At 36.2% G+C, this 21,070-nt stretch carries 14 protein-coding genes; 12 read left to right on the forward strand and 2 right to left on the reverse strand.

The window, feature by feature from the left end; genetic code table 11:
• Window positions 1-21 precede the first annotated feature (21 nt).
• The 7 genes from ISU02_RS01925 to deoD all read left to right on the forward strand — a co-directional run bounded on the left by ISU02_RS01925 (window position 22) and on the right by deoD (window position 10,160).
• A complete protein-coding gene (locus ISU02_RS01925; protein WP_194700083.1) occupies window positions 22-1,005 on the forward strand; it encodes an FHA domain-containing protein in 984 nt (327 codons plus the stop codon).
• Between the two features lie 120 nt (window positions 1,006-1,125).
• Window positions 1,126-1,665, forward strand: coding sequence for a hypoxanthine phosphoribosyltransferase (gene hpt / locus ISU02_RS01930; RefSeq protein ID WP_194700084.1), 540 nt, complete (start codon window positions 1,126-1,128; stop codon window positions 1,663-1,665).
• A gap of 113 nt (window positions 1,666-1,778) precedes the next feature.
• Window positions 1,779-2,447 carry a deoxyribose-phosphate aldolase gene (gene deoC / locus ISU02_RS01935; protein ID WP_194700085.1) on the forward strand — a complete coding sequence of 223 codons (669 nt, stop codon included), beginning with the start codon at window positions 1,779-1,781 and terminating at the stop codon, window positions 2,445-2,447.
• Window positions 2,448-2,784: 337 nt separating this feature from the next.
• Entirely contained in the window at window positions 2,785-3,918 is a 1,134-nt protein-coding gene (locus ISU02_RS01940; RefSeq protein WP_194700086.1) for an AI-2E family transporter, read from the forward strand.
• Window positions 3,919-3,954: 36 nt separating this feature from the next.
• The gene (locus ISU02_RS01945; RefSeq protein ID WP_194700087.1) at window positions 3,955-4,773 is read left to right on the forward strand and encodes a response regulator; all 819 of its coding nucleotides are present in this window, start codon (window positions 3,955-3,957) and stop codon (window positions 4,771-4,773) included.
• A 320-nt stretch (window positions 4,774-5,093) separates the two neighbouring features.
• Complete coding sequence (locus ISU02_RS01950) at window positions 5,094-9,329, forward strand: 2-hydroxyacyl-CoA dehydratase (protein ID WP_194700088.1); 4,236 nt, start codon at window positions 5,094-5,096, stop codon at window positions 9,327-9,329.
• Between the two features lie 120 nt (window positions 9,330-9,449).
• Window positions 9,450-10,160, forward strand: a complete 711-nt coding sequence (deoD, locus tag ISU02_RS01955) for a purine-nucleoside phosphorylase (protein ID WP_194700089.1) — start codon at window positions 9,450-9,452, stop codon at window positions 10,158-10,160.
• A gap of 176 nt (window positions 10,161-10,336) precedes the next feature.
• On the opposite strand, the gene ISU02_RS01960 is transcribed toward deoD, so the two are convergent.
• Window positions 10,337-11,917, reverse strand: coding sequence for an HD-GYP domain-containing protein (locus ISU02_RS01960; RefSeq protein ID WP_194700090.1), 1,581 nt, complete (start codon window positions 11,915-11,917; stop codon window positions 10,337-10,339).
• Between the two features lie 130 nt (window positions 11,918-12,047).
• Here ISU02_RS01960 and ISU02_RS01965 point away from each other — a divergent pair, with 130 nt between their 5' ends.
• From ISU02_RS01965 to ISU02_RS01985, 5 genes are all read left to right on the forward strand, one after another.
• On the forward strand, window positions 12,048-13,673 hold the full coding sequence (locus ISU02_RS01965) for a putative manganese-dependent inorganic diphosphatase (RefSeq protein WP_194700091.1): 1,626 nt from the start codon (window positions 12,048-12,050) through the stop codon (window positions 13,671-13,673).
• 26 nt (window positions 13,674-13,699) lie between these two features.
• Complete coding sequence (locus ISU02_RS01970; protein WP_194700092.1) at window positions 13,700-14,995, forward strand: methionine gamma-lyase family protein; 1,296 nt, start codon at window positions 13,700-13,702, stop codon at window positions 14,993-14,995.
• A gap of 188 nt (window positions 14,996-15,183) precedes the next feature.
• Window positions 15,184-16,356 (forward strand): NAD(P)-dependent malic enzyme, encoded by a 1,173-nt coding sequence (locus ISU02_RS01975; RefSeq protein ID WP_194700093.1) that lies wholly within the window; start codon window positions 15,184-15,186, stop codon window positions 16,354-16,356.
• Window positions 16,357-16,479: 123 nt separating this feature from the next.
• Window positions 16,480-17,472, forward strand: a complete 993-nt coding sequence (locus ISU02_RS01980; protein WP_194700094.1) for an aldo/keto reductase — start codon at window positions 16,480-16,482, stop codon at window positions 17,470-17,472.
• 381 nt (window positions 17,473-17,853) lie between these two features.
• Window positions 17,854-19,590: a methyl-accepting chemotaxis protein gene (locus tag ISU02_RS01985; RefSeq protein WP_194700095.1), complete on the forward strand. Its 1,737-nt coding sequence runs from the start codon at window positions 17,854-17,856 to the stop codon at window positions 19,588-19,590.
• A gap of 131 nt (window positions 19,591-19,721) precedes the next feature.
• Here ISU02_RS01985 and gdhA read toward each other — a convergent pair whose 3' ends face one another.
• On the reverse strand, window positions 19,722-21,059 hold the full coding sequence (gene gdhA, locus ISU02_RS01990) for an NADP-specific glutamate dehydrogenase (RefSeq protein WP_194700096.1): 1,338 nt from the start codon (window positions 21,057-21,059) through the stop codon (window positions 19,722-19,724).
• Between the last annotated feature and the right edge of the window lie 11 nt (window positions 21,060-21,070).

Raw genomic sequence — 21,070 nt, forward strand, 5'->3', positions numbered from 1 at the left:
TCTAAAAAAGGAAGTTCAACTATGAGCACAAATAATGAATTTCACACAGAAGTCATATGGGGTCAGTCGCCTGACCCTATCTTCTTTAAAATGCAACAGAATGTGCCACTTAAAGCTCTAGCTTATTTAAAGGAAACGCGGCGAGTGGGTGAAAAATATGAATATGAGTACAACGTTTCAAATTTTGTCTCCGTTGAAACCTTAATAAATACACGCCAATTTAACATGAGGTTATTTTTACTTTTGCTCAAGAACTTGGATGCTTTGACACTCCAATTGGAACAATATATGCTTTCTATAGATATGTTTATCTATAGAGAAGATGCACTTTACTTTGATCCGTCCGTTGATCAATTTGTCTGGTTGTTGTTGCCTTTTAACCGAGCAGAACAGCATGTTAAAAGGCAACAACTTTATTTTTTTAGACATTTATTGATGGAGTTGGAGCAATGCCATTCTATCAACATGAATATGTTGCTCTTAAAATCCAATTTTTCAATTGCCGAGCTTCAAGCACAATATCTATCTCATGTGAATGCAGCAGTGCCATCAAATAATCAAGCAAAACAGAGAAAGGGCAAAGTGGAACAGTTTAAAAGTGATCTCTATGCGAAATGGCCCTTTAAAAAAAATATCAGAAAACGTCAATCCCATCAAAGCGTTAAACACTCAGAATCGCCTCAGGGGGGATTGAATCTAAAAAAAACAGCTTATGTACAGAGACATCCCATATTGATTTCACGCGATCAGCCTTCAGTACAGTATAAGATTTATTATGAAACCTGTTTAATTGGTCGTGATGAACGCTGTGAAGTGAGTATTGATGAAACCTCCATCAGTAGAGAACATGCAAGGTTATATACTCAAAATGCTACATTTTTAATTGAAGATTTGAACTCTACAAATGGCACTTTTGTCAATAATAAAAAGATCCTGAATAAAACCGTAATCAGTCATGGGGATGAACTGCGAATTGGTCACTGTGACTTTATATTTCTCACGTGACTTTTGAGGTGCAAACTAAATTTATATTTTATAAAAATTTAACCAAACTCCAATACCTTTTTATGTTATCATATTAAAGTGAGTAGAGCCTGATGGCTATAAATAGATAAGGAGTAAACCATGATTAATGATATTAAAGAAGTTCTTTTTTCTGAAGAAGTATTGAGATCGAAAGTTAAAGAAATGGCACAGCAAATTTCTGAGGATTATCAAGGAAAAGATCTCTTGCTCGTGGGCGTTTTAAAAGGTGCAAACGTTTTCATGTGCGATTTAATGCGTGAGATTAGCTTTCCAATTCAAATAGATTTTATTGCGGCGTCTAGTTATGGGCATTCCACAGAATCTTCAGGTGTTGTTAAAATCTTAAAAGATTTGGATTATAGCATTGAAGGCAGAGATGTCATCATAGTGGAAGATATCATTGATACGGGTTTAACCCTTCAATATTTGATTAAAAACTTTAAATCTAGAAATCCGAGAAGTATCGAAATCTGTACTCTATTGAATAAACCAGAGCGTAGAATTGCAAATATCGATGTCAAATACATTGGTTACAAGATTCCAGATGAGTTTATTGTTGGATATGGCATTGACTATGCTGAAAAATATAGAAATTTGCCTTTTATTGCCTCATTAAAGGAATCTGTATATACAAAATAGTTGTGTACATTTAATAAAAATACGTGTTTTTATTTGACGATTGGGTAGGAAACTTATATGATTGGATAGGAATCTTATATGAGTTAAGTAAAATATTAGGTGAGGTGAAAACTGTGAATTTAGCAAAATATATTGATCATACGATCTTAAAACCCGATGTTTCGGATCAAGATGTCATCAGAATTTGTGATGAAGCCAAAACATATCATTTCTTTTCTGTATGTGTAAACCCTTATTTTGTACCATTGGTTGCAAAAGAACTTCAAGGGACCGATGTGAAAGTAACGTCGGTAATCGGATTTCCACTAGGTTCGAGTACTAGTGAAATCAAAGCTTTAGAAGCTAAAAAGGCTGTGGAAGATGGTGCCGATGAGATCGATATGGTCATCAATATTTCTGCCTTAAAGGATGGCAAATATCAGTATGTTCAAAAGGACATAGAAGCTGTTGTCGATGTCATTAAGGGCAAAGCTATTCTCAAAGTCATTATTGAAGCTTGTCTTTTGACAGATGATGAAAAAATAAAAGCTTGTGAGCTTTCAAAAGCTGCAGGCGCTCAATTCGTGAAAACATCGACTGGATTTAGTACTGGTGGTGCAACTGAAGCCGATGTTAAATTGATGAAGAAGACTGTGGGCAATGCCCTAGAAGTTAAGGCATCAGGTGCTGTTAGAGATTATGCCACTGCTCTTAAAATGGTTGAAGCAGGTGCTACTAGAATAGGCGCTTCTTCTTCAGTTGCGATTGTCACTGGCAATCCATCAGGGGCATCAGATTACTAGGTAGTTATAAAAGATGGTCATACATTACAATTCAAAATGAGCGAAAAACATTTGCGGTTTGCATAATAAAATTATGTAAACCGTTTTTTAAAATAACAAAATTGAGTCAAAAAATTCTTTTCGAGATCTCATTTGGGAAAATCAGTAGTAAAGTTGGGGGCGAGGTGTGGGGAGCTGGGTCAATGCTGTTTAGTACCATAATCCTGTTCATGTATAGTACTTTTCACTTATTTTATACATGTCATGCAGTTGTAATGTTATTCTAATTCAATTTTCAGCATAATCACCAAAAGATGTGGTATATTAATACTATAAGCATAACATTATGAGGTGGAAAATGAATTTTAAGGATATAAATATTTATCTCTATGCAAGATTGATTGCAATTGCAGCTATTGTTGTTCTCGTTTTGACGAAGACGCCAATTTGGCACATGGTGGAACAGGGCCTTCGACCAGTGATATACGCTTTTATTATTGCATATATCTTAGATTACAGTGTACGCTATTTTGAAAAGAAATTTAAAATCAATCGAATTATTTCTATTATTATTACATTTGCTATTTTTATTTCAATAATCGTCCTCTTTGGCGCGCTGGTCGTTCCAAGAGTCGTTGAAACGGTAAGTATACTCATAAATTCCATTGGAAATGTCGATATTAATCTTGATGATATTTTTAATCAAAATTTTAATAACATTTATTTAAATGAAATTCAAAAAAGTATAGTGAATGCACTTACTCCAATGCTTCAAAAACTAACCAATGCGACTGGAACTGCGGTCTTGTTGCTTATGAATGAAATTCAAAAGATTACGTCAGGCCTAATTTCTTTTGTTGTTGCATTAATTATTTCCGTTTACATGCTTGCGGAAAAAAATGACCTTGTTGCAAGATTGAAACGTTTAATTTTTGCTTATTTTGATGATCAACAATCCAATTGGATTATGAATACTTCCAAGAAAGCACATTATATTTTTAAAGATTTTGTGGTGGGTAAATTATTGGATAGCTTTATTATTGGTGTTTTATCCTTTGTTGTCCTATCCATTTTTGACTTTGAATTTAAGCTTTTAATTGCCATTATTATTGGTGTTACGAATATGATTCCATATTTTGGACCATTTTTAGGTGCTATTCCAGCAAGCATTATTACTTATATTGGTTCGCCGCATACACCTTTTAATGTGTTATGGATTCTTTTGATCATTCTCATTATACAACAACTTGATGGCTGGGTTATTGGACCGATGATCCTTGGGGACTCAGTAGGTGTCAGTGCATTTTGGATCATTTTAGCAGTTACTATAGGTGGGGCTACCTTTGGCGTTGTGGGTATGTTTTTAGGGGTTCCGGTTTTAGTTCTAATAAAAACACTTCTTGAAGATGACATACAGAAGAAATTGTATGTAAAGGGGTATGAAGGCTTAGAGGAAAAGAACATTAAAACCAAGCGAAAATCTAAGTCATAAAATGATTGTGGGGGATTTAGATTGTGGGGGATTTAAATGGTTGGGATTTTAGTCGTTGATATCAATACGACAACTTCATATAGAATTAGGAAACTGTTGGATAATTCGAATATTGAAATTATAACGGCAACAACTTCCATGGAGACGATCAATAGAATTTCTTCAGTGGATCGAAAAATTGATTTGGTCATTATTGATGTTCAGTTGGGTCCTGAAGATGGGTTTGAACTGATTAGTCACATTAGAGAAATAAGGGATGATATCGTCATCTGTATTGTTACGAGTCAAAATACAAGGCGTTCTTTTGTAAAAGGCATAAAAGTAGGCGCGTTGGATTATATCCTCAAGCCTTTTGAAGATGAGTATCTCAAGCAAAAACTCATTTTTCATATTGATGCAATTGAACTGGCAAAATCTATCCCAGATAGATCTCCGAAAACCATTGATCAAGCCATTTACAATGCTGTCAAAAAAGCGATTCGTGAAGGCTATGAATTGATGATCGGGTTATTTATTCTCTATCATACCAGTAATGAAACGACGGTGGATGTGAATATAAAAGATATGGCAATTTTAAAATCAATGACGCATTATTTTAGCAGTCATCTAAGTGTGGAAGACGAATTTTATACTTATGGTTCAAATGGTGCTGTAATTATAATGCCAAAGCATAAATTAAATCAGAAAGATGAACTTATCACTAACTTTGATAAATTGATACTGAACTTTACAACGGCGTATAATATAAAAGACACGTTATTTTCTTTTGATTTGATCAGTTTGCCACAAGAAGTTAATCCAAAGGAAAATGCAGTGTCTGTACTAGCAAAGCGTATTGAAAATAAACTAAAGTAGCGTAAAAAAATTTAAACTGTTTTGTCAAATCGATTGTCAAAGCAGTTTTTATGTATTTCTATGTAGTAAATTTATTTTTTTTGAGTTGTTATTAAATTTCCAAATTTATTAATTTTTTATTATTTAACGTCTTTTTAATAGCTTTCTCATGAAAAAGGACTATAATATATATTAGATTTGTTATTATATGTAATTGTTTAAATTATTGTTTAAGTCATTATTATTTTTATTATTATCAAAAGGTTGTTATTATATGCCATTATTTCTATGACATTAATTGATTTGTGATTTATATTTTTTTATACCGAGGTGTCATTGTTATGAACAAACTAAACGTTGGTTTGGACGTTGGGTCGACAACGGTTAAATTGATAGTTTTAGATGAAGATGAGAATATCATCTTCAAGGATTATCGTCGACATTTTTCTGATATTAAGAATACCGTTTCTAATCTATTTGAAGATGCAAAAAGCGTTTTTGCCGATGCGAAAGTCAAAGTGATGGTCACTGGATCAGCTGGTTTGAGTTTAGCAGAGAGCTTAGGCGTTTCTTTTATTCAAGAAGTTGTTGCCTGTTCAAGGGCTATTAAAAAATACGCACCGCAGACGGACGTTGCGATTGAACTCGGTGGCGAAGATGCTAAAATTATGTATTTTGGTCACTCCGTTGAACAGAGAATGAACGGCACCTGTGCTGGCGGAACAGGGTCATTTATTGACCAGATGTCATCATTGCTCAAAACAGATGCAAATGGTTTAAACGATCTTGCGAGTCAACATAAAGAAATCTATCCAATTGCTTCACGGTGTGGTGTGTTTGCTAAAACGGATATTCAACCGCTTTTGAATGAAGGGGCATCCAGAGCAGATATAGCAGCCTCTGTACTTCAGGCTGTGGTTAATCAAACCATTAGTGGTCTTGCATGTGGTAAACCAATCCGAGGTAACGTTGCCTTTTTAGGTGGACCGCTTTCTTTTTTACCAGAACTCAAAAAAAGATTTGAATTGACATTAAATTTGGATGATGCACACAGTGTTAAGTTGGATAACGCTCAGTATTTTGTTGCCATTGGCGCTGCCATTTCTTCAAGCAAAGAAGATTCAAAAGATATTCACTGTATCTATGATCGTATGCCTTCTATTTATTGTGAATCTCCAGATTCAAAAGAAGGCATTAAGCCTCTATTTGAATCTCAAAATGATTTTGATGTTTTTATCGAACGACATTCTAAACATCACGTGTCCCGAAAGCTTTTGAGCGAAGCTCGCGGACCTCTTTTCTTGGGCATAGATGCTGGGTCAACGACGACAAAAGTGGCAGTTGTGGACGCGCAAAAGCAGCTTTTATTTTCACATTATGGGTCCAATGAAGGCAATCCCTTGGGAACCACTATTGAGGCTTTAAAGCAATTATATGGATTGATCCCAGAGGGTGCTTATATTGCATACAGTACTGTAACTGGATATGGTGAAAATCTGATTAAGGCAGCTTTGAAATTAGACCATGGAGAAATTGAAACCATTGCGCATTATAAAGCAGCAGATCATTTTTTGCCAGGCGTAGATACCATTCTTGACATTGGCGGTCAAGATATGAAGTGTCTCAATGTTCATAATGGCATTATTGATTCCATTATGTTAAATGAAGCCTGTTCATCGGGTTGTGGGTCCTTTATTGAAACTTTTGCAGGTTCGGTAAATATGTCCGTAGCCGATTTTGCCAACATTGGTTTGTTTTCAAAAAAACCTGTGGATCTTGGCACGCGTTGTACCGTCTTCATGAATTCACGTGTAAAACAAGCTCAAAAAGAGGGTGCAACAATTGGTGAGCTCTCTGCGGGTATCTGTACATCCGTTATAAAAAATGCATTATTTAAAGTAATCCGAATGAGATCTCCAGAAGATTTGGGCGAGAAAATTGTCGTTCAAGGGGGCACCTTCTACAATAATGCAGTACTGAGAGTATTTGAACAAATTTCTGGACGTGAAGTGGTTCGACCTGATATTGCAGGAATCATGGGGGCTTTTGGCTGTGCCATTATTTCAATGGAGCGATTCGAGGCAGATTATAAAACCAACATGTTGGGGAGTTCTGAATTAGAGCACTTCAGTACAACTACGAGTACAAGACGATGCAATCTTTGTGGGAATAATTGTCATCTCACTGTCAATGTGTTTTCAGATCAAAGACAATTTATCGTCGGCAACAGATGTGAACGCGGTGCAGGTATTGAAAAGAAAACTGTGGATTTGCCAAATCTCTATAAGTATAAGTATAAACGTGTATTTGATTATAAATCACTTTCAAAAGCAGAAGCAAAACGTGGTACAGTGGGTATACCGAGAGTTCTAAATATCTATGAAGACTATCCGTTTTGGTTTACTTTTTTTAATGCACTTGGATTTCGTGTGGAACTCTCTAAACGGTCATCCAAAATGATTTATGAAATGGGTATGGAAACGATACCTTCTGAAAGTGTTTGTTATCCCGCTAAAATCGTACATGGTCACATTGAGGATTTGATTCTCAAAAAAGTAGATCGAATTTTTTATCCATGTATTCCATATAATCGACAAGAAGACGAAAAGGCGGGGAATCACTACAATTGTCCTGTGGTGACGTCCTATCCTGAAACGATTAATGTCAACGTGGACCACATAAAGAATAAAGCCGTCAAATTTTATCATCCATTCTTGCCGCTGGATTCTATGAAACATATGAAGAAGCGGTTGATTGAAGAAATCAGTAAATGGGGCATTGATAAGAATGAAATCAGCAGAGCTGTGGATTTGGCATATGCAGAACATGATCAATATAAATTGGATGTTATGAAAAAAGGTGAGGAAACACTTGCTTACATCAAGGAAAATCACTTAAAAGGAATCGTTTTGGCAGGTCGCCCTTATCATATTGATCCAGAAATCAATCATGGTATTCCAGAACTCATTGAATCTTTTGGTTTTGTGGTTTTATCTGAAGATGCTGTGGCACATTTGGATCAGATCGACAGACCACTCAGAGTTGTGGATCAGTGGGTTTATCATACGCGCCTCTATGCAGCCGCAACTTATGTTTCAAAGCAATCTCATCTTGAGCTTGTTCAGTTGAATTCTTTTGGATGTGGCCTTGATGCGGTGACGACGGACCAGATTAAAGAAATTTTGGAGGCTAAAAATAAAATTTATACAGTGCTCAAAATTGATGAGATCAATAATCTCGGTGCGGTCAGAATTCGCATAAGATCACTTATTGCAGCAATTAGAGAACGTGATAAGAAAACGATGATACCTCTGTATGATAAGCCAAAGGCAGAGCGCGTGATTTTTACAGAAGAAATGCGTAAAACGCATACGATTTTAGTGCCCCAAATGTCTCCAATACACTTTCAATTTGTTCAAGCGGCAGTTAAGCCAGAAGGCTATAATATGGAAATTTTGCCTTCTGTGGATGTATCCGCTATAGATGAAGGCCTTAAATATGTCAATAATGATGCTTGTTATCCATCTATTATTGTGGTTGGACAGCTGATGAAAGCACTGAATTCTGGAAAATATGATCTCGACAAAACGGCTTTGATCATCTCTCAAACTGGTGGAGGCTGTCGCGCTACAAACTATATCGCCTTTATTAGACATGCACTTAAAAGCTTAAAACTGGATCATATTCCGGTAATCAGTATTAATGCTGGCGGCTTGGAGGAAAATCCAGGGTTTAAGTTGACGTTGCCTTTATTAGAAAAATTAGTACAGAGTATGCTCTATGGAGATTTATTCATGAGAGTGCTTTATAAGACCAGACCTTATGAGGCGGAAAAAGGTGCTGCCAATAAACTTTATGATCACTGGGTGGATCGATGCAAACAGTCGCTTGTAAAGGGCTCTAGAAAAGAATTTATTTCAAACATTAAAGCGATTACTCAAGCATTTGATGAACTGCCATTGCTTGACATTAAGAAGCCGAGAGTTGGATTAGTGGGTGAGATTTTGGTTAAATTCCATCCAACGGCAAATAATAATATAGTGGATCTTCTAGAGCATGAAGGTGCAGAGGCTGTAATGCCTGATTTAATTGATTTCTTCACATATTCTGCGTATAATGGCGTCATCAAGAATAAATATCTTTCAGGCAGCATGAAAAAACGTCTTTCCAGTGAAGCATTTATCTCAATCATTGATTATTATCGCAAGCCCATGGTAACCGCACTAAATAAGAGCAAGCGCTTTGAAGCGCCTAAAAATATTAAAGTGCTAGGAAAGTTGGCTGAGCCGCACTTATCTCTTTGCAATCAGACAGGTGAAGGTTGGTTTTTAACGGCTGAGATGATTGAGCTCATTCATAGTGGCGTAGACAATATAGTCTGTATGCAACCCTTTGCATGTTTACCAAATCATATTACTGGGAAAGGCATGATCAAGGAGCTTAAGAATAGTTATCCTAAATCTAATATAGTGCCAATAGATTATGACCCAGGAGCAAGTGAGGTTAATCAGATCAATCGTATTAAGCTGATGCTCGCCACTGCATATGAAAATTTAAATTCAAGAGATGATGAATAAAACCACTTGATATTATAGAGTTTTAACAGTTTTTGTTAAAACTCTATAATTACTTTGAGCGGTTTTATGATATAATTAGAAATGATGAAGAGGCATTAAAAAAAGGTTGGAGGTTTTGCTATGAGTACACATATAAACGCGAAGATTGGTGATATTGCGGATATCGTATTATTACCAGGTGATCCTTTGAGAGCTAAGTATATTGCGGAGACTTTTCTAGAGAATCCGATTTGTTATAATAAAGTTAGAGGCATGCTTGGATACACAGGAACCTATAAAGGTGTAAGGGTTTCAGTTCAGGGTACTGGTATGGGAATGCCTTCGCTATCTATCTATGTCAATGAGTTGTTGCGATTTTATGATGTTCAAAAACTCGTTAGAGTGGGTTCTTGCGGTGCAATGCAACCGCATATTAAAATTAGAGATGTCATACTGGCACAGGCGGCTTCTACGACTTCAAACATGAACAACCGTCGTTTTGGCACGTGTAATTTTGCCGCTATTTCTGATTTTAAGTTGCTCTATGATGCGTATCAAACAGCTCAAAGCAATGGCTTAAAAGTTCATGTGGGCAATATTTTATCTGAGGATAGTTTTTATGACGACTATAATTCAAATCGAAATCAAAACTTTATGGATTACAATATTCTAGCAGTGGAGATGGAGGCTGCTGAACTTTACACTTTAGCGGCTAAATATAGAGCACAGGCGCTTTGTGTTTTAACCGTAAGTGATTCGTTGATTACCGCTGAAGAAACGACTTCAGAGGAAAGAGAGAGAACTTTTAATGACATGATCACTTTAGTTTTGGACACGGTTACGAAGGCCTAAAGCTTCTATAAAATTTTTAACAACATTTGAGCCATCTCCGATGACTCAAGCCGATTTTTGCTGACACTGTTTGAGGTTGAACATCCCTCAGCACAGCTTTCGGCTCAAATCTTGTTGTTTTAATAAAAAAAAGGTGATTTTGCTGAGTCGATTTAAGACGAGCAATATCACCTTTTCTAATTTTGTTTGATGAATTCAAGTTCCGGCTCAACGATCATAAAAACTTGTAACAATTTCTCAGAGAATTGACTGCGCATGCTTACGGTAATAATGTGGACGGCTTCAGCATGAGAGAGTGCTTTTCGATAGGGGCGTCGACTGGTTAATGCATCATAAACATCTGCAATTGAGAGGATTTGAGCACCTAGTGGAATTTGCTCACCCTTTAATCCCTGTGGATAACCCGTCCCGTCATACTTTTCATGATGACACAAGACCAGTTGATCAATTTCATTAAATGCCGAGGCTTTATGTAAAATGCGAAAGCCTGTTAAGGAATGTTCTTGAATGATTTTAAATTCTGAATCTGTCAGAGGGCCTTTTTTATTCAAAATTTGTTCTGGAATTGTGATTTTGCCGATATCATGTACAAGTGACGCTTTTATTAAAGTGTCCATATCATCGTATCTCAAGGCTCTTCCAATGAGCTGTACGTACTTCGAGACACGATCCGAGTGACCTTTTGTGTAAGAATCTGTGGCATCTAGAGCTTCTATCATGATATTCACGGTTTCATCATTTTTATCGTGGAGCTCTTTAATTTTATCGTTGATTGTTGAGGAAAGTTTATTGATACTTGTGGAAAGTTGTCCCAGCTCTTTTATTTTATTATACTCTAAATCAATATCGTAGTGCCCGTTTGCAATACGGTCAATAATTTTGACCATTTTATCAATTTGAGCAGCTATTTTTTTCAGGATCATACTCATAATAAGACTTGCAAACAGCAATATGAAGAAAACGGAGATCAGCATAAAGAAAGTTTGCTTTTTAAGGTTATTGATAATTTCAGGTTTATCAATTCTTGCAGACAAATAGAAACTATTTTTAGAGTCCACTCTAATGGGCACAAAAATTTGATTAAAATCATCATTTTCTATGTTGATAATCCCATTTGAATCATACTTATTATGAATGGACGATGTGACTTGAACGGGGGGCGTAAAAACATATTCAATATCTTGGATACCAATAAATGATTTCATCATGGTCATGTTGAGTTTGTGTTCAATAGGCGTCATGACAAGATAGGATTTGGACTTGTCTTCAGAGTTGCTGGTATATATGTTTTTTAGAATGCCTATATAAAGCCTGTTTTCATATTCGTAAAAAAGCGTTTGAGTCGTGTATTTCTTCTGATCTTGGACCAAAAAGCCCATTGTGAGTTCATAAGGTGCGTTCGTAAAGGGCGCTTGATCTGTGTTTTCCACATAAAAATATTCGAAATTATATTGTGCTGCCAAGGATCTGATTGCATTTTTTCCAAATGCTGAAGAATCTGTATTCTCCAGGGCGCTCTTATAGATTAACTCGTTGCGAATTTGATAGAATCCCTTATCGGTAAAAATACTGTTGCTCGTGTGGTCGATTTGGTAATTTATATATTCCTCTAGCATTTTATATGTCATTTCAGAATAAAAGATATTATTGTCACTTTCTGATATCTTGAAAGTGTGTTGAATTCCAAAAAGGACCAATACTGTTGAAATAAAGAGTATGGGGAGCATGACAATAAGTGAAAGTTTATAAAATTTCATAACGAGACCTCGAATTCCTATATTAACAAGTTGATTATAGCATAAGTTATGCAAATGTCTGTGAATAAATTATTAATTCGTATGTTATAATAGGGAAGTAAATTGTACCAAAGTTAAGGAGTAAATGATTATGAAAGAAAAAGTCATGATTTTTGGTCACAGAAATCCAGATACGGATAGTGTTACCAGTGCAATTGCACTTTCGTATCTCAAAAATAAAACGCAATATGAAGCGTTGCCATGTGTTCTAGGGGATCTCTCAAAAGAGAGTGAATTTGTTCTAGATTACTTTAATATGACTTATCCTCATCGAATTGATAATGTTAAAATTCAGCTCAAGGATTTGCTCTATGATCGCATTATGGCACTGGAGCCTTCTAATTCTATTTTGGCAGCAACTAAACATATGAATGATAATAAGATTAGAACGCTTCCAATCGTAGATTCTGATGGCTACTTGATTGGAATTGTCACGATGAAGGATATCGCCATGAGCGCTATTCATGGTGATCTTCATGCACTTAATACGACCTTTAGCAATATTAAATCAGATCTCAAAGCAGAAACACTCAATTATGCTCATTCTGACGTGAATGGCAAGATTTCAATTACAGCATTTCACGATAGTTCCATCATAGAAGAGGACATCTTTGATATGAATACCGTCGTTATAACAGGGGATAGATTTGATATTATTGATTATGCCATCCAGCGCAAAGTTCAGTTGATCGTTGTCACTGGCAATAAAAAGATTCCTGAATTACTGATTGAAAAGGCGGCTGTCACAGGGGTCAATATGATAAAAACACCCTATGATACTTATTACACTTCAAAACTTATAAATCAGACTAATTTTGTGAGTTCTATTATGAAAAGAGATCGACTGGTTCGGTTTAAAGAAAATGAGTATTTAGAAAACTGTCGTGAAATTATACAGACTTCCAAGCATTCTAAATTCCCACTTGTGGATGAGAAGGGTCGATATCTAGGCATTATTGGGAGAACACATTTTTTGAATCCGACCAAGAAAAATGTTATTTTGGTGGATCATAATGAATATGCTCAGTCTGCTGAAGGACTCAGCGAAGCCAATGTAATTGAAATTATTGATCATCACAAAATTGGTGATATTTCAACTTCTTTACCGATTGCATTTAGAAATATGCCTGTGGGCAGTACCAATACAATTATCTATCAACTGTTCAAGGAAGAACAGGTTGAGATTCCCAAGGACATTGCAGGTCTTATGATGTCTGGAATCATATCGGATACGCTCTTTTTAAAGTCACCAACGACAACAGTTTTTGATGAAATGGCAGTTGAAAAATTGACAGAGATCACAGGGATTAAAACTGACACTTTTGCGCTTGAGATGTTTAAAAAGGGCACTTCACTGGTTGGAAAATCTGTTTCGGATGTCTTTTTTAATGACTTCAAGGAATTTATGTTAGAAGGCTGTAAAATAGCCATATCTCAAGTCTTTACTTTGAATTTTCAAGAAATATTGGACAATCAATTGGTTTATTTTGAGACGATCAAAAAAGTCAATCATGATAGAGATCATTACTTGACTTTGATGGTGGTCACGGACATTATAAAAGAGGGCTCTTATATGCTCTTTGAATCTAAAAATGATTCCATTATGTCGCTGGCTTTTGAAAAAACAGTTGAACAGGGGACTTTTATTGAGAACTGCGTCTCACGTAAAAAACAGATTATTCCCAAACTCATCCATGCGCTTGGCATTTTAAAATAGTTGAAATTTTCGAATCAGGAGGATTCATGTTAAATAAGTATTCTATGTACAAAACACTTGGTGTTTCCGACCAGGTCATTGCCTATGTTGAAGCAGCTGAAAAGTCAATTTTGCCGCATTTTTCAAATATTGATGATATCGCTGAATACAATCAGTTGAAAGTATTAAATGCACTACAACAAAACAAAATTTCTGATATTCACTTTAATTGGAATACAGGGTATGGTTATGATGACATGGGGCGTGATGCCACTGAGAATGTCTACAAAACCGTGTTTGGCACTGAGGATGCCATTGTGAGACCGATCATTGTATCTGGAACCCATGCCTTGACATTGGCACTTACGGGAACTTTGAGACCTAATGATAAGATGTTATCCATCACCGGGAGACCTTATGATACCCTTGAAAAAGTCATTGGACTATCGCCTTCAAATGCGCTTAGTCTAATGGATATTGGCGTTTCATATGAGGAAATCCAGTTGACAGATGAAGGCGGATTTGATCTGGAGGGTCTCAAAGCGTTAATTGAAAATGCTGAGATCCAATATAAAATGATCTATATTCAAAGATCGGCAGGCTATTCTTGGCGGCGTGGGCTCACAATTCGTGAAATTAAAAATGTCATAGCCCTGATCAGACTTTATGCGCCAGATACTATCGTAATGGTGGACAATTGTTATGGTGAGTTTTTAGATTATCAAGAACCGACAGATGTTGGGGCAGATCTTATGGCGGGGAGTCTTATTAAAAATCCGGGCGGTGGCCTAGCTTTAAGTGGCGGTTATGTGGTGGGCAAAGCTTATTTGATTGAGCAAGTGGCGGCGCGTATGACATCTCCCGGTATCGGTAAAGAGTGTGGATTGACATTTGGTCAAACACGAACAATACTGCAAGGGCTCTTTATGTCACCCAAAGTAGTCTCAGGTGCATTAAAAGGTGCGACACTTTGTTCGTGTGTCTATGAAAAAGCAGGCTATGAAATCAATCCAAGTGTGGATAGTGTTCGCAGCGATATTATTCAAGCCGTTAAATTTGGTTCACCCGACAAAGTGATTGCATTCTGTCAGGGCATTCAATCTGCATCCCCAGTTGACGCATTTGTGTCTCCAGAACCTTGGGATATGCCTGGATATTCAAGTGAGGTGATTATGGCTGCAGGTGCGTTTGTTCAAGGATCGTCTATTGAACTCAGTGCAGATGCGCCAATTCGAGAACCCTATATTGCCTATTTTCAAGGGGGATTAACGTATGAGCATTCAAAATTTGGTGTTATAAAATCTTTAGATGCTTTATATAAAAAAGGTTTGGTTCAATTATAAAAGCAATTGTTATTCTTAAAGCAATTTTGCCCTTAGAAATAGGACATTATTGCCTTAGGGTCCAAAATAGTTTATGATGTTATCAGCAAGAAAAAATAGTTTAACTGAGAGTATGAGTCTATCACAATAAGTAACTTAGAGATTAATATCACTTATGATCATCTCTCAAATACCGAAGGGGTGCAAAGATGAATTATAATGAACTGGCATTAAAAATGCATGAAGAAAACAAAGGCAAGATTGAAGTGATTAGTAAAGTAACGCTTGAAACTCGAGCAGATTTGTCTACAGCCTATACACCAGGTGTGGCAGAACCTTGCCGAAAGATTGCAGAGCGTAAAGATGATGTCTACAAATATACTGCTAAAGGGAATCTTGTGGCAGTTGTCTCGGATGGTTCAGCAGTGTTAGGCCTTGGAAACATTGGTGCTGAAGCATCTATTCCAGTAATGGAAGGAAAATCTATTCTCTTTAAGGCCTTTGCCGATGTTGATGCATTTCCAATATGCGTTTCCACTCAAGATGTGGATGAGATCGTCAATGTTGTCAAGCAAATTGAACCTGTTTTTGGGGGCATTAACCTTGAAGATATTGCATCTCCAAGATGTGTTGAAGTCGAAAGAAAATTAAAAGAAGTATTGGATATTCCCGTATTCCATGATGATCAACATGGTACGGCTGTGGTGGTTTGTGCAGCGCTTATCAACGCACTTAAAATTGTGGATAAAAAGATTGATGAGATTAAGATCGTTATTAATGGTGCTGGTTCTGCAGGAAATGCAATTGCAAGAATGCTACTTGATTTAGGTGTGAAGAACATTTTAAGTTGTGATCGTGAGGGGATTTTGTCAAGAGATGTACCTCAGAATAACTGGGTTCAAGATGAAATTGCATCCCTTACAAATCATGAGCTTTTAAAAGGTGATTTGGCTTTTGCACTTTCAGGTGCAGATGTCTTTATAGGTGTTTCTGCTAAAAATGTCGTTTCAAAAGAAATGGTTAAATCCATGAATCACGATGCGATTGTCTTTGCAATGGCAAATCCAGATCCTGAAATAATGCCTGATTTGGCACTTGAAGCGGGTGCTAGAATTGTGGGCACAGGACGATCGGATTTTCCAAACCAAATTAACAATGTACTGGCGTTTCCAGGTATATTCAGAGGTGCACTTGATGCAAGAGCAAGTGATATCAACGAGGCTATGAAAATTGCCGCAGTTTATGCAATTGCAGATCTTGTTGATGCAAGTGAACTTAAAGATGATAACATTATTCCATCAGCACTTAACAAGAAAATAGGTGCCGATGTTGCCAAAGCGGTTTATGATGCTGCGGTAAAATCAGGTGTTGCAAGAATATAATGCCAGTGAGTTTTGACTGAGTGTCTTTTTTACCCTCAGCGGATTTGATCTGAGTGAAGAAAAGTCGTTACGATATCTCAATGCGATGTCGTTTGCAATATCAAAGTATAGGAGGCGCACGACATGACAAATTATAAACCATCTCCAAAGAGATATGACGAAATGAAATATAGAAGATGTGGCCAAAGCGGTATAAAATTACCTCTGGTTTCTCTTGGACTTTGGCATAATTTTGGGAGTAACGATTCATACGATAACGCAAGAGGAATGGTTCAAACTGCGTTTGATTTAGGTATTACGCACTTTGATCTTGCAAATAATTATGGCCCTATACCAGGTTCTGCTGAAGAGAATTTTGGCAAAATTCTAAGACAAGATTTTAATTCGCATAGAGATGAAATGATTATTTCAACGAAGGCCGGATATCATATGTGGAACGGACCTTATGGCGATGGGGGTTCAAAAAAATATCTTGTAGCAAGTTTAGAGCAAAGCCTTAAGAGATTAAATTTGGACTATGTGGACATATTTTATCATCATAGGCCAGATGATGATACACCTGTGGAGGAATCTATGCAAGCACTGGATTTGTTAGTTCGACAAGGGAAGGTACTCTATGTTGGACTATCGAATTATAAGCCAACTGAAGCAAAGCTTGCCATTGACGTGCTTCATGAGCTCGGTACGCCTTGTCTCATTCATCAACCTAACTATTCAATGCTAGATCGATGGATTGAAGACGAACTCATTGCCATGATGGATAAGGAAGGTGTTGGTATCATCACATTTTCTCCACTTCAAAAGGGCTTGTTAACCGATAGATATTTGAAAGGTATTCCTGAGGATTCTCGAATGGCAAGTGATAGCATATTCTTAAACAGAGATGAACTCACAAAATCACTTCAGATAAAACTTAATGCCTTGGATGAAATTGCAAATGGGCGAGGACAAACGCTCGCTCAAATGGCTCTTGCTTGGAATCTTAGAAATCCAAGAATTACTTCTGTTCTTGTGGGTGCAAGTCGTAAATCTCAAATAGAAGATTCTGCAAGGGCAATTGAGAATCTTGAATTTACAGTTCAAGAGCTTGAAATAATAGACGATATATTGTTATAAACTAAATAGGGAAACTGTTTTATAATATTTCCTGAGTTCAAAATGACTAGGACAAGTCTTTTATGATTTGTACTAGTCATTTTTTTATCAAAAAAATCTTGAATGGCTACAATGAACCCACTCATAAAATTTATAATTACAATGAACTATTTTGTGATGAAAAAAAATTTTCGATTTATAGCAATTCTATTCAAAAAATATTTTAATTAATATGATGTATTTGGGGGTATCATAGAAATAATAGTTCAAAAAGGTCGCCACATTTGGAGATTTAAAAAAAATATTGAATTTAAATTTTTTAGAAAAATGGGAGATAATTTTTTATACTGTTTATTTAAGGGGAGCATTAGAATCGTAAATCAATAAAAGGAGGATGGTATTATGTTTAGAAATTTGAGTATTACTAAAAAATTGCTGGTTATGGTGGTGCCACCATTGATTATTCTAGTGGTTATTTTAGCAATTAGTGCACAACAAATGGTTTTTATTAGCAATACGGCCAATGAATCGATTTATGAAGAAACCTTTGTAAGTACGAGTAAAATTCTAAATGCAGATCGAGATTTTTATCAAGCGATACTTGCACAAACGGATATTCTTGCCGACTTCAATGTTAATTCGAGCAATAGAAAGAGCTTAATAGATGATTACGAAGAAAATGCTGATCAAGCTTATACGCGCGTAAAAGATGCAATTGATAATATTAGATCTAATGAGAAACTTTTTAGTCAGTTTAAACATGAAGAAACCAACCAAACCATTGCAGAATTAGAAACTATTTTTTTCGAAGAGTATAGACTTTGGTATGATGGGTTTAGTGATGGCAATTTGAAAGGGACACTTGATGAGAATTATGTTCATTTTGACAATGCCAGAGAGCAAATTAACATTATGACTGAGATTTTAGAGCGATATGCCGACGTAGAATCTCATAATTTGATTGAAATTACTAAACGGAATACACTTATATTAAGTGGTATTATTTTACTTACTATTTTAATAGTTTCATTTTTCATGGCAAATATAGCTCGATTCTTAAGAAATTCAATTTTGGGATTGACTCATAATTTTGAAAAAATGGCGCAGAAGAATTTGGCGGTTGATTTTGGTCAGGTTGAGTTTTCTAAAAAGGATGAATTGGGAATCTTATTTAATTCAAGTCAGTCAGTGTTGGAAACATTTAAACATATTATAAAGGAAATCAAACAAAGTGTGAGTAATCTCAATAAAACATCTGAATTTATATTGGTAGGCACAGAAGAAATCAACTCAGCAATGAACGAAGTTTCTAATGCTATCAATGATATAGCAAAAGGTGCTACTTCTCAGGCTCATGACACACAAGGCGTTACGGAAAATGTGAATGTTCTCGCAGAGATCATCAACGATAACAGTCAAGTGGCTCATCAGCTTTCTAAGAAAAGTAGTTCTATTGGAGAAATTACCAATGAAGGTTTAGAACTGGTGAAGAAACTTGGTCAAGATACGAGATTAAATGTAACCATATTTGATGAAATCTTCAATGTTATTGACATCACAAATGAAAACACGACTAAAATTGGCGAAGCTAGCAAACTCATATCAGATATTTCTGAACAAACCAATCTGCTTGCTTTAAATGCAGCCATTGAAGCTGCAAGAGCAGGGGATGCAGGGAGAGGATTTGCAGTGGTGGCAGATGAAATCAGAAAATTAGCGGAACAAACGTCTTCATCAACAACACATATTGATAATATGCTCAATAATTTGATTGAAAATGTCACTAGTGCTCAAACTAAGAGCAGTGAAGTTAAAGAAGTCGTTAAGAGACAAGCAGAATCTGTAAGCTCTACTGAAGAGAAATACAATGAAATTGTAACTGTTGTTGATGAAATGACGGATGAAATTGAAAAACTGAATGATCTCAGTCAAAGAATGGAAAAAAATAGAACTCAGGTACTTGAAGTTATCTTACAACTCGTAGCTATAGCAGAACAAAATGCTGCAAGTACTGAAGAAACTTCAGCATCCGCTGAGGAAATACTTGCAACGGTGGAAGAACTTAGACATATGAGCGAAGAACTCAAAGATATGATGATTGTATTTGATGAGCTAGTGGGCGAATTTATAGTAGAATAAGGTGTCTAGATTAATACTAAGTCTGTAAAATATGTAAAAGGACTATTGGCTTCAAGTTGGAGCCAATAGTCCTTTGAATGTTTTAACTTCTTAAGGGCCTAGAAAGGGGAATGTTTAACCCAATACTTAATTTAATAGTTGCCTTGCGCCATCATAGCATCAGCAACTTTTTTAAAACCGGCAATATTAGCACCTGCAACTAAATTGTATCCGAAGCCATATTCTGATGAAGCAGCGGCAGCATTTGAGTGAATGGTGACCATTATATTTTTTAATTTTGTTTCAATTTCTTCAAATGTCCAATAGTATCTCATTGAGTTTTGGCTCATTTCAAGTGCTGAAGTTGCGACACCCCCTGCATTTGCAGCTTTAGCAGGTGCAAGCAAAATTTTGTTTTCAAGAAAATAGTTAATAGCCTCATTGGTACAAGGCATATTGGCACCTTCTCCCACGGCAATAACGCCGTTTGCTACTAAAGTTTTAGCATTTTCTAATGAAATGTCGTTTTGAGTAGCACAAGGTAGGGCAATATCACATTTTATTGACCAAATATTTTTGCAACCTTCAATATACTGAGCTTCTGGATGAAAATTTAAATAGGATCTAATTCTTTTTCTTTCCACTTCTTTGAGTTGTCTAACAAGAGGTAAATCAATGCCGTTCTCATCATAGATGTAGCCATTTGAGTCGGACATTGCTATGACTTTGGCACCTAATGCTGTCGCTTTTTGACAAGCATAAATCGCTACATTACCGGAACCTGATATGACAACTGTTTTGCCTTGCAATACTTTATTGTTGTGTTTCAACATTTCATCCACAAAATAGATTAAACCATAGCCAGTTGCTTGAGTTCTTACAAGGGAGCCGCCATAAGACAGACCCTTACCAGTTAGGACGCCATTTTCAAATACGCCTTTTATTCTCCTGTATTGACCATATAAGTAGCCAATCTCTCTGCCGCCGACACCAATATCGCCTGCGGGGACGTCCACATCAGGACCTATGTGCCTGTATAATTCGGTCATAAAGCTTTGACAAAATCTCATGACCTCGCCATCTGATTTGCCTTTTGGATCGAAATCAGAACCACCTTTGCCACTGCCAATAGGTAATCCCGTCAGTGCATTTTTAAAAATTTGTTCAAAACCTAAGAACTTGATGATCCCAATGTATACAGACGGATGAAATCTCAAACCGCCTTTATACGGACCTAAGGCGCCATTAAACTGAATTCTAAAGCCTCTATTGATTTGTAAGACACCTTGATCATCTACCCAAGACACTCTGAATATAATCTGTCTTTCAGGTTCGGTAATTCTTTCTAAAATATTTGCCGAAATATATTCTGGATGTTTTTCTAAAACGGGTTCTAATGATTTGAAAACTTCTTCTACAGCTTGCAAGAATTCTGGTTCATTTGCGTTTCTCACTTTTATGCGTTGAAATACGCTAGAGACATAAGACATACAAAACACTC

The organism is Fusibacter ferrireducens (assembly GCF_015352425.1).
GTDB classification, from domain to species: Bacteria; Bacillota; Clostridia; order Peptostreptococcales; family Acidaminobacteraceae; genus Fusibacter_A; species Fusibacter_A ferrireducens.

Bases quoted from the DNA above. Each gene is read 5' to 3' on its own strand.
- ISU02_RS01985 (WP_194700095.1), top strand. From the start codon at position 17,854: ATGTTTAGAAATTTGAGTATTACTAAAAAATTGCTGGTTATGGTGGTG.
- ISU02_RS01970 (WP_194700092.1), top strand. From the start codon at position 13,700: ATGTTAAATAAGTATTCTATGTACAAAACACTTGGTGTTTCCGACCAG.
- ISU02_RS01980 (WP_194700094.1), top strand. From the start codon at position 16,480: ATGACAAATTATAAACCATCTCCAAAGAGATATGACGAAATGAAATAT.
- ISU02_RS01975 (WP_194700093.1), top strand. From the start codon at position 15,184: ATGAATTATAATGAACTGGCATTAAAAATGCATGAAGAAAACAAAGGC.
- deoD (WP_194700089.1), top strand. From the start codon at position 9,450: ATGAGTACACATATAAACGCGAAGATTGGTGATATTGCGGATATCGTA.
- ISU02_RS01960 (WP_194700090.1), bottom strand. From the start codon at position 11,917: ATGAAATTTTATAAACTTTCACTTATTGTCATGCTCCCCATACTCTTT.
- hpt (WP_194700084.1), top strand. From the start codon at position 1,126: ATGATTAATGATATTAAAGAAGTTCTTTTTTCTGAAGAAGTATTGAGA.
- ISU02_RS01940 (WP_194700086.1), top strand. From the start codon at position 2,785: ATGAATTTTAAGGATATAAATATTTATCTCTATGCAAGATTGATTGCA.
- ISU02_RS01965 (WP_194700091.1), top strand. From the start codon at position 12,048: ATGAAAGAAAAAGTCATGATTTTTGGTCACAGAAATCCAGATACGGAT.
- ISU02_RS01925 (WP_194700083.1), top strand. From the start codon at position 22: ATGAGCACAAATAATGAATTTCACACAGAAGTCATATGGGGTCAGTCG.
- ISU02_RS01945 (WP_194700087.1), top strand. From the start codon at position 3,955: ATGGTTGGGATTTTAGTCGTTGATATCAATACGACAACTTCATATAGA.
- gdhA (WP_194700096.1), bottom strand. From the start codon at position 21,059: ATGTCTTATGTCTCTAGCGTATTTCAACGCATAAAAGTGAGAAACGCA.
- ISU02_RS01950 (WP_194700088.1), top strand. From the start codon at position 5,094: ATGAACAAACTAAACGTTGGTTTGGACGTTGGGTCGACAACGGTTAAA.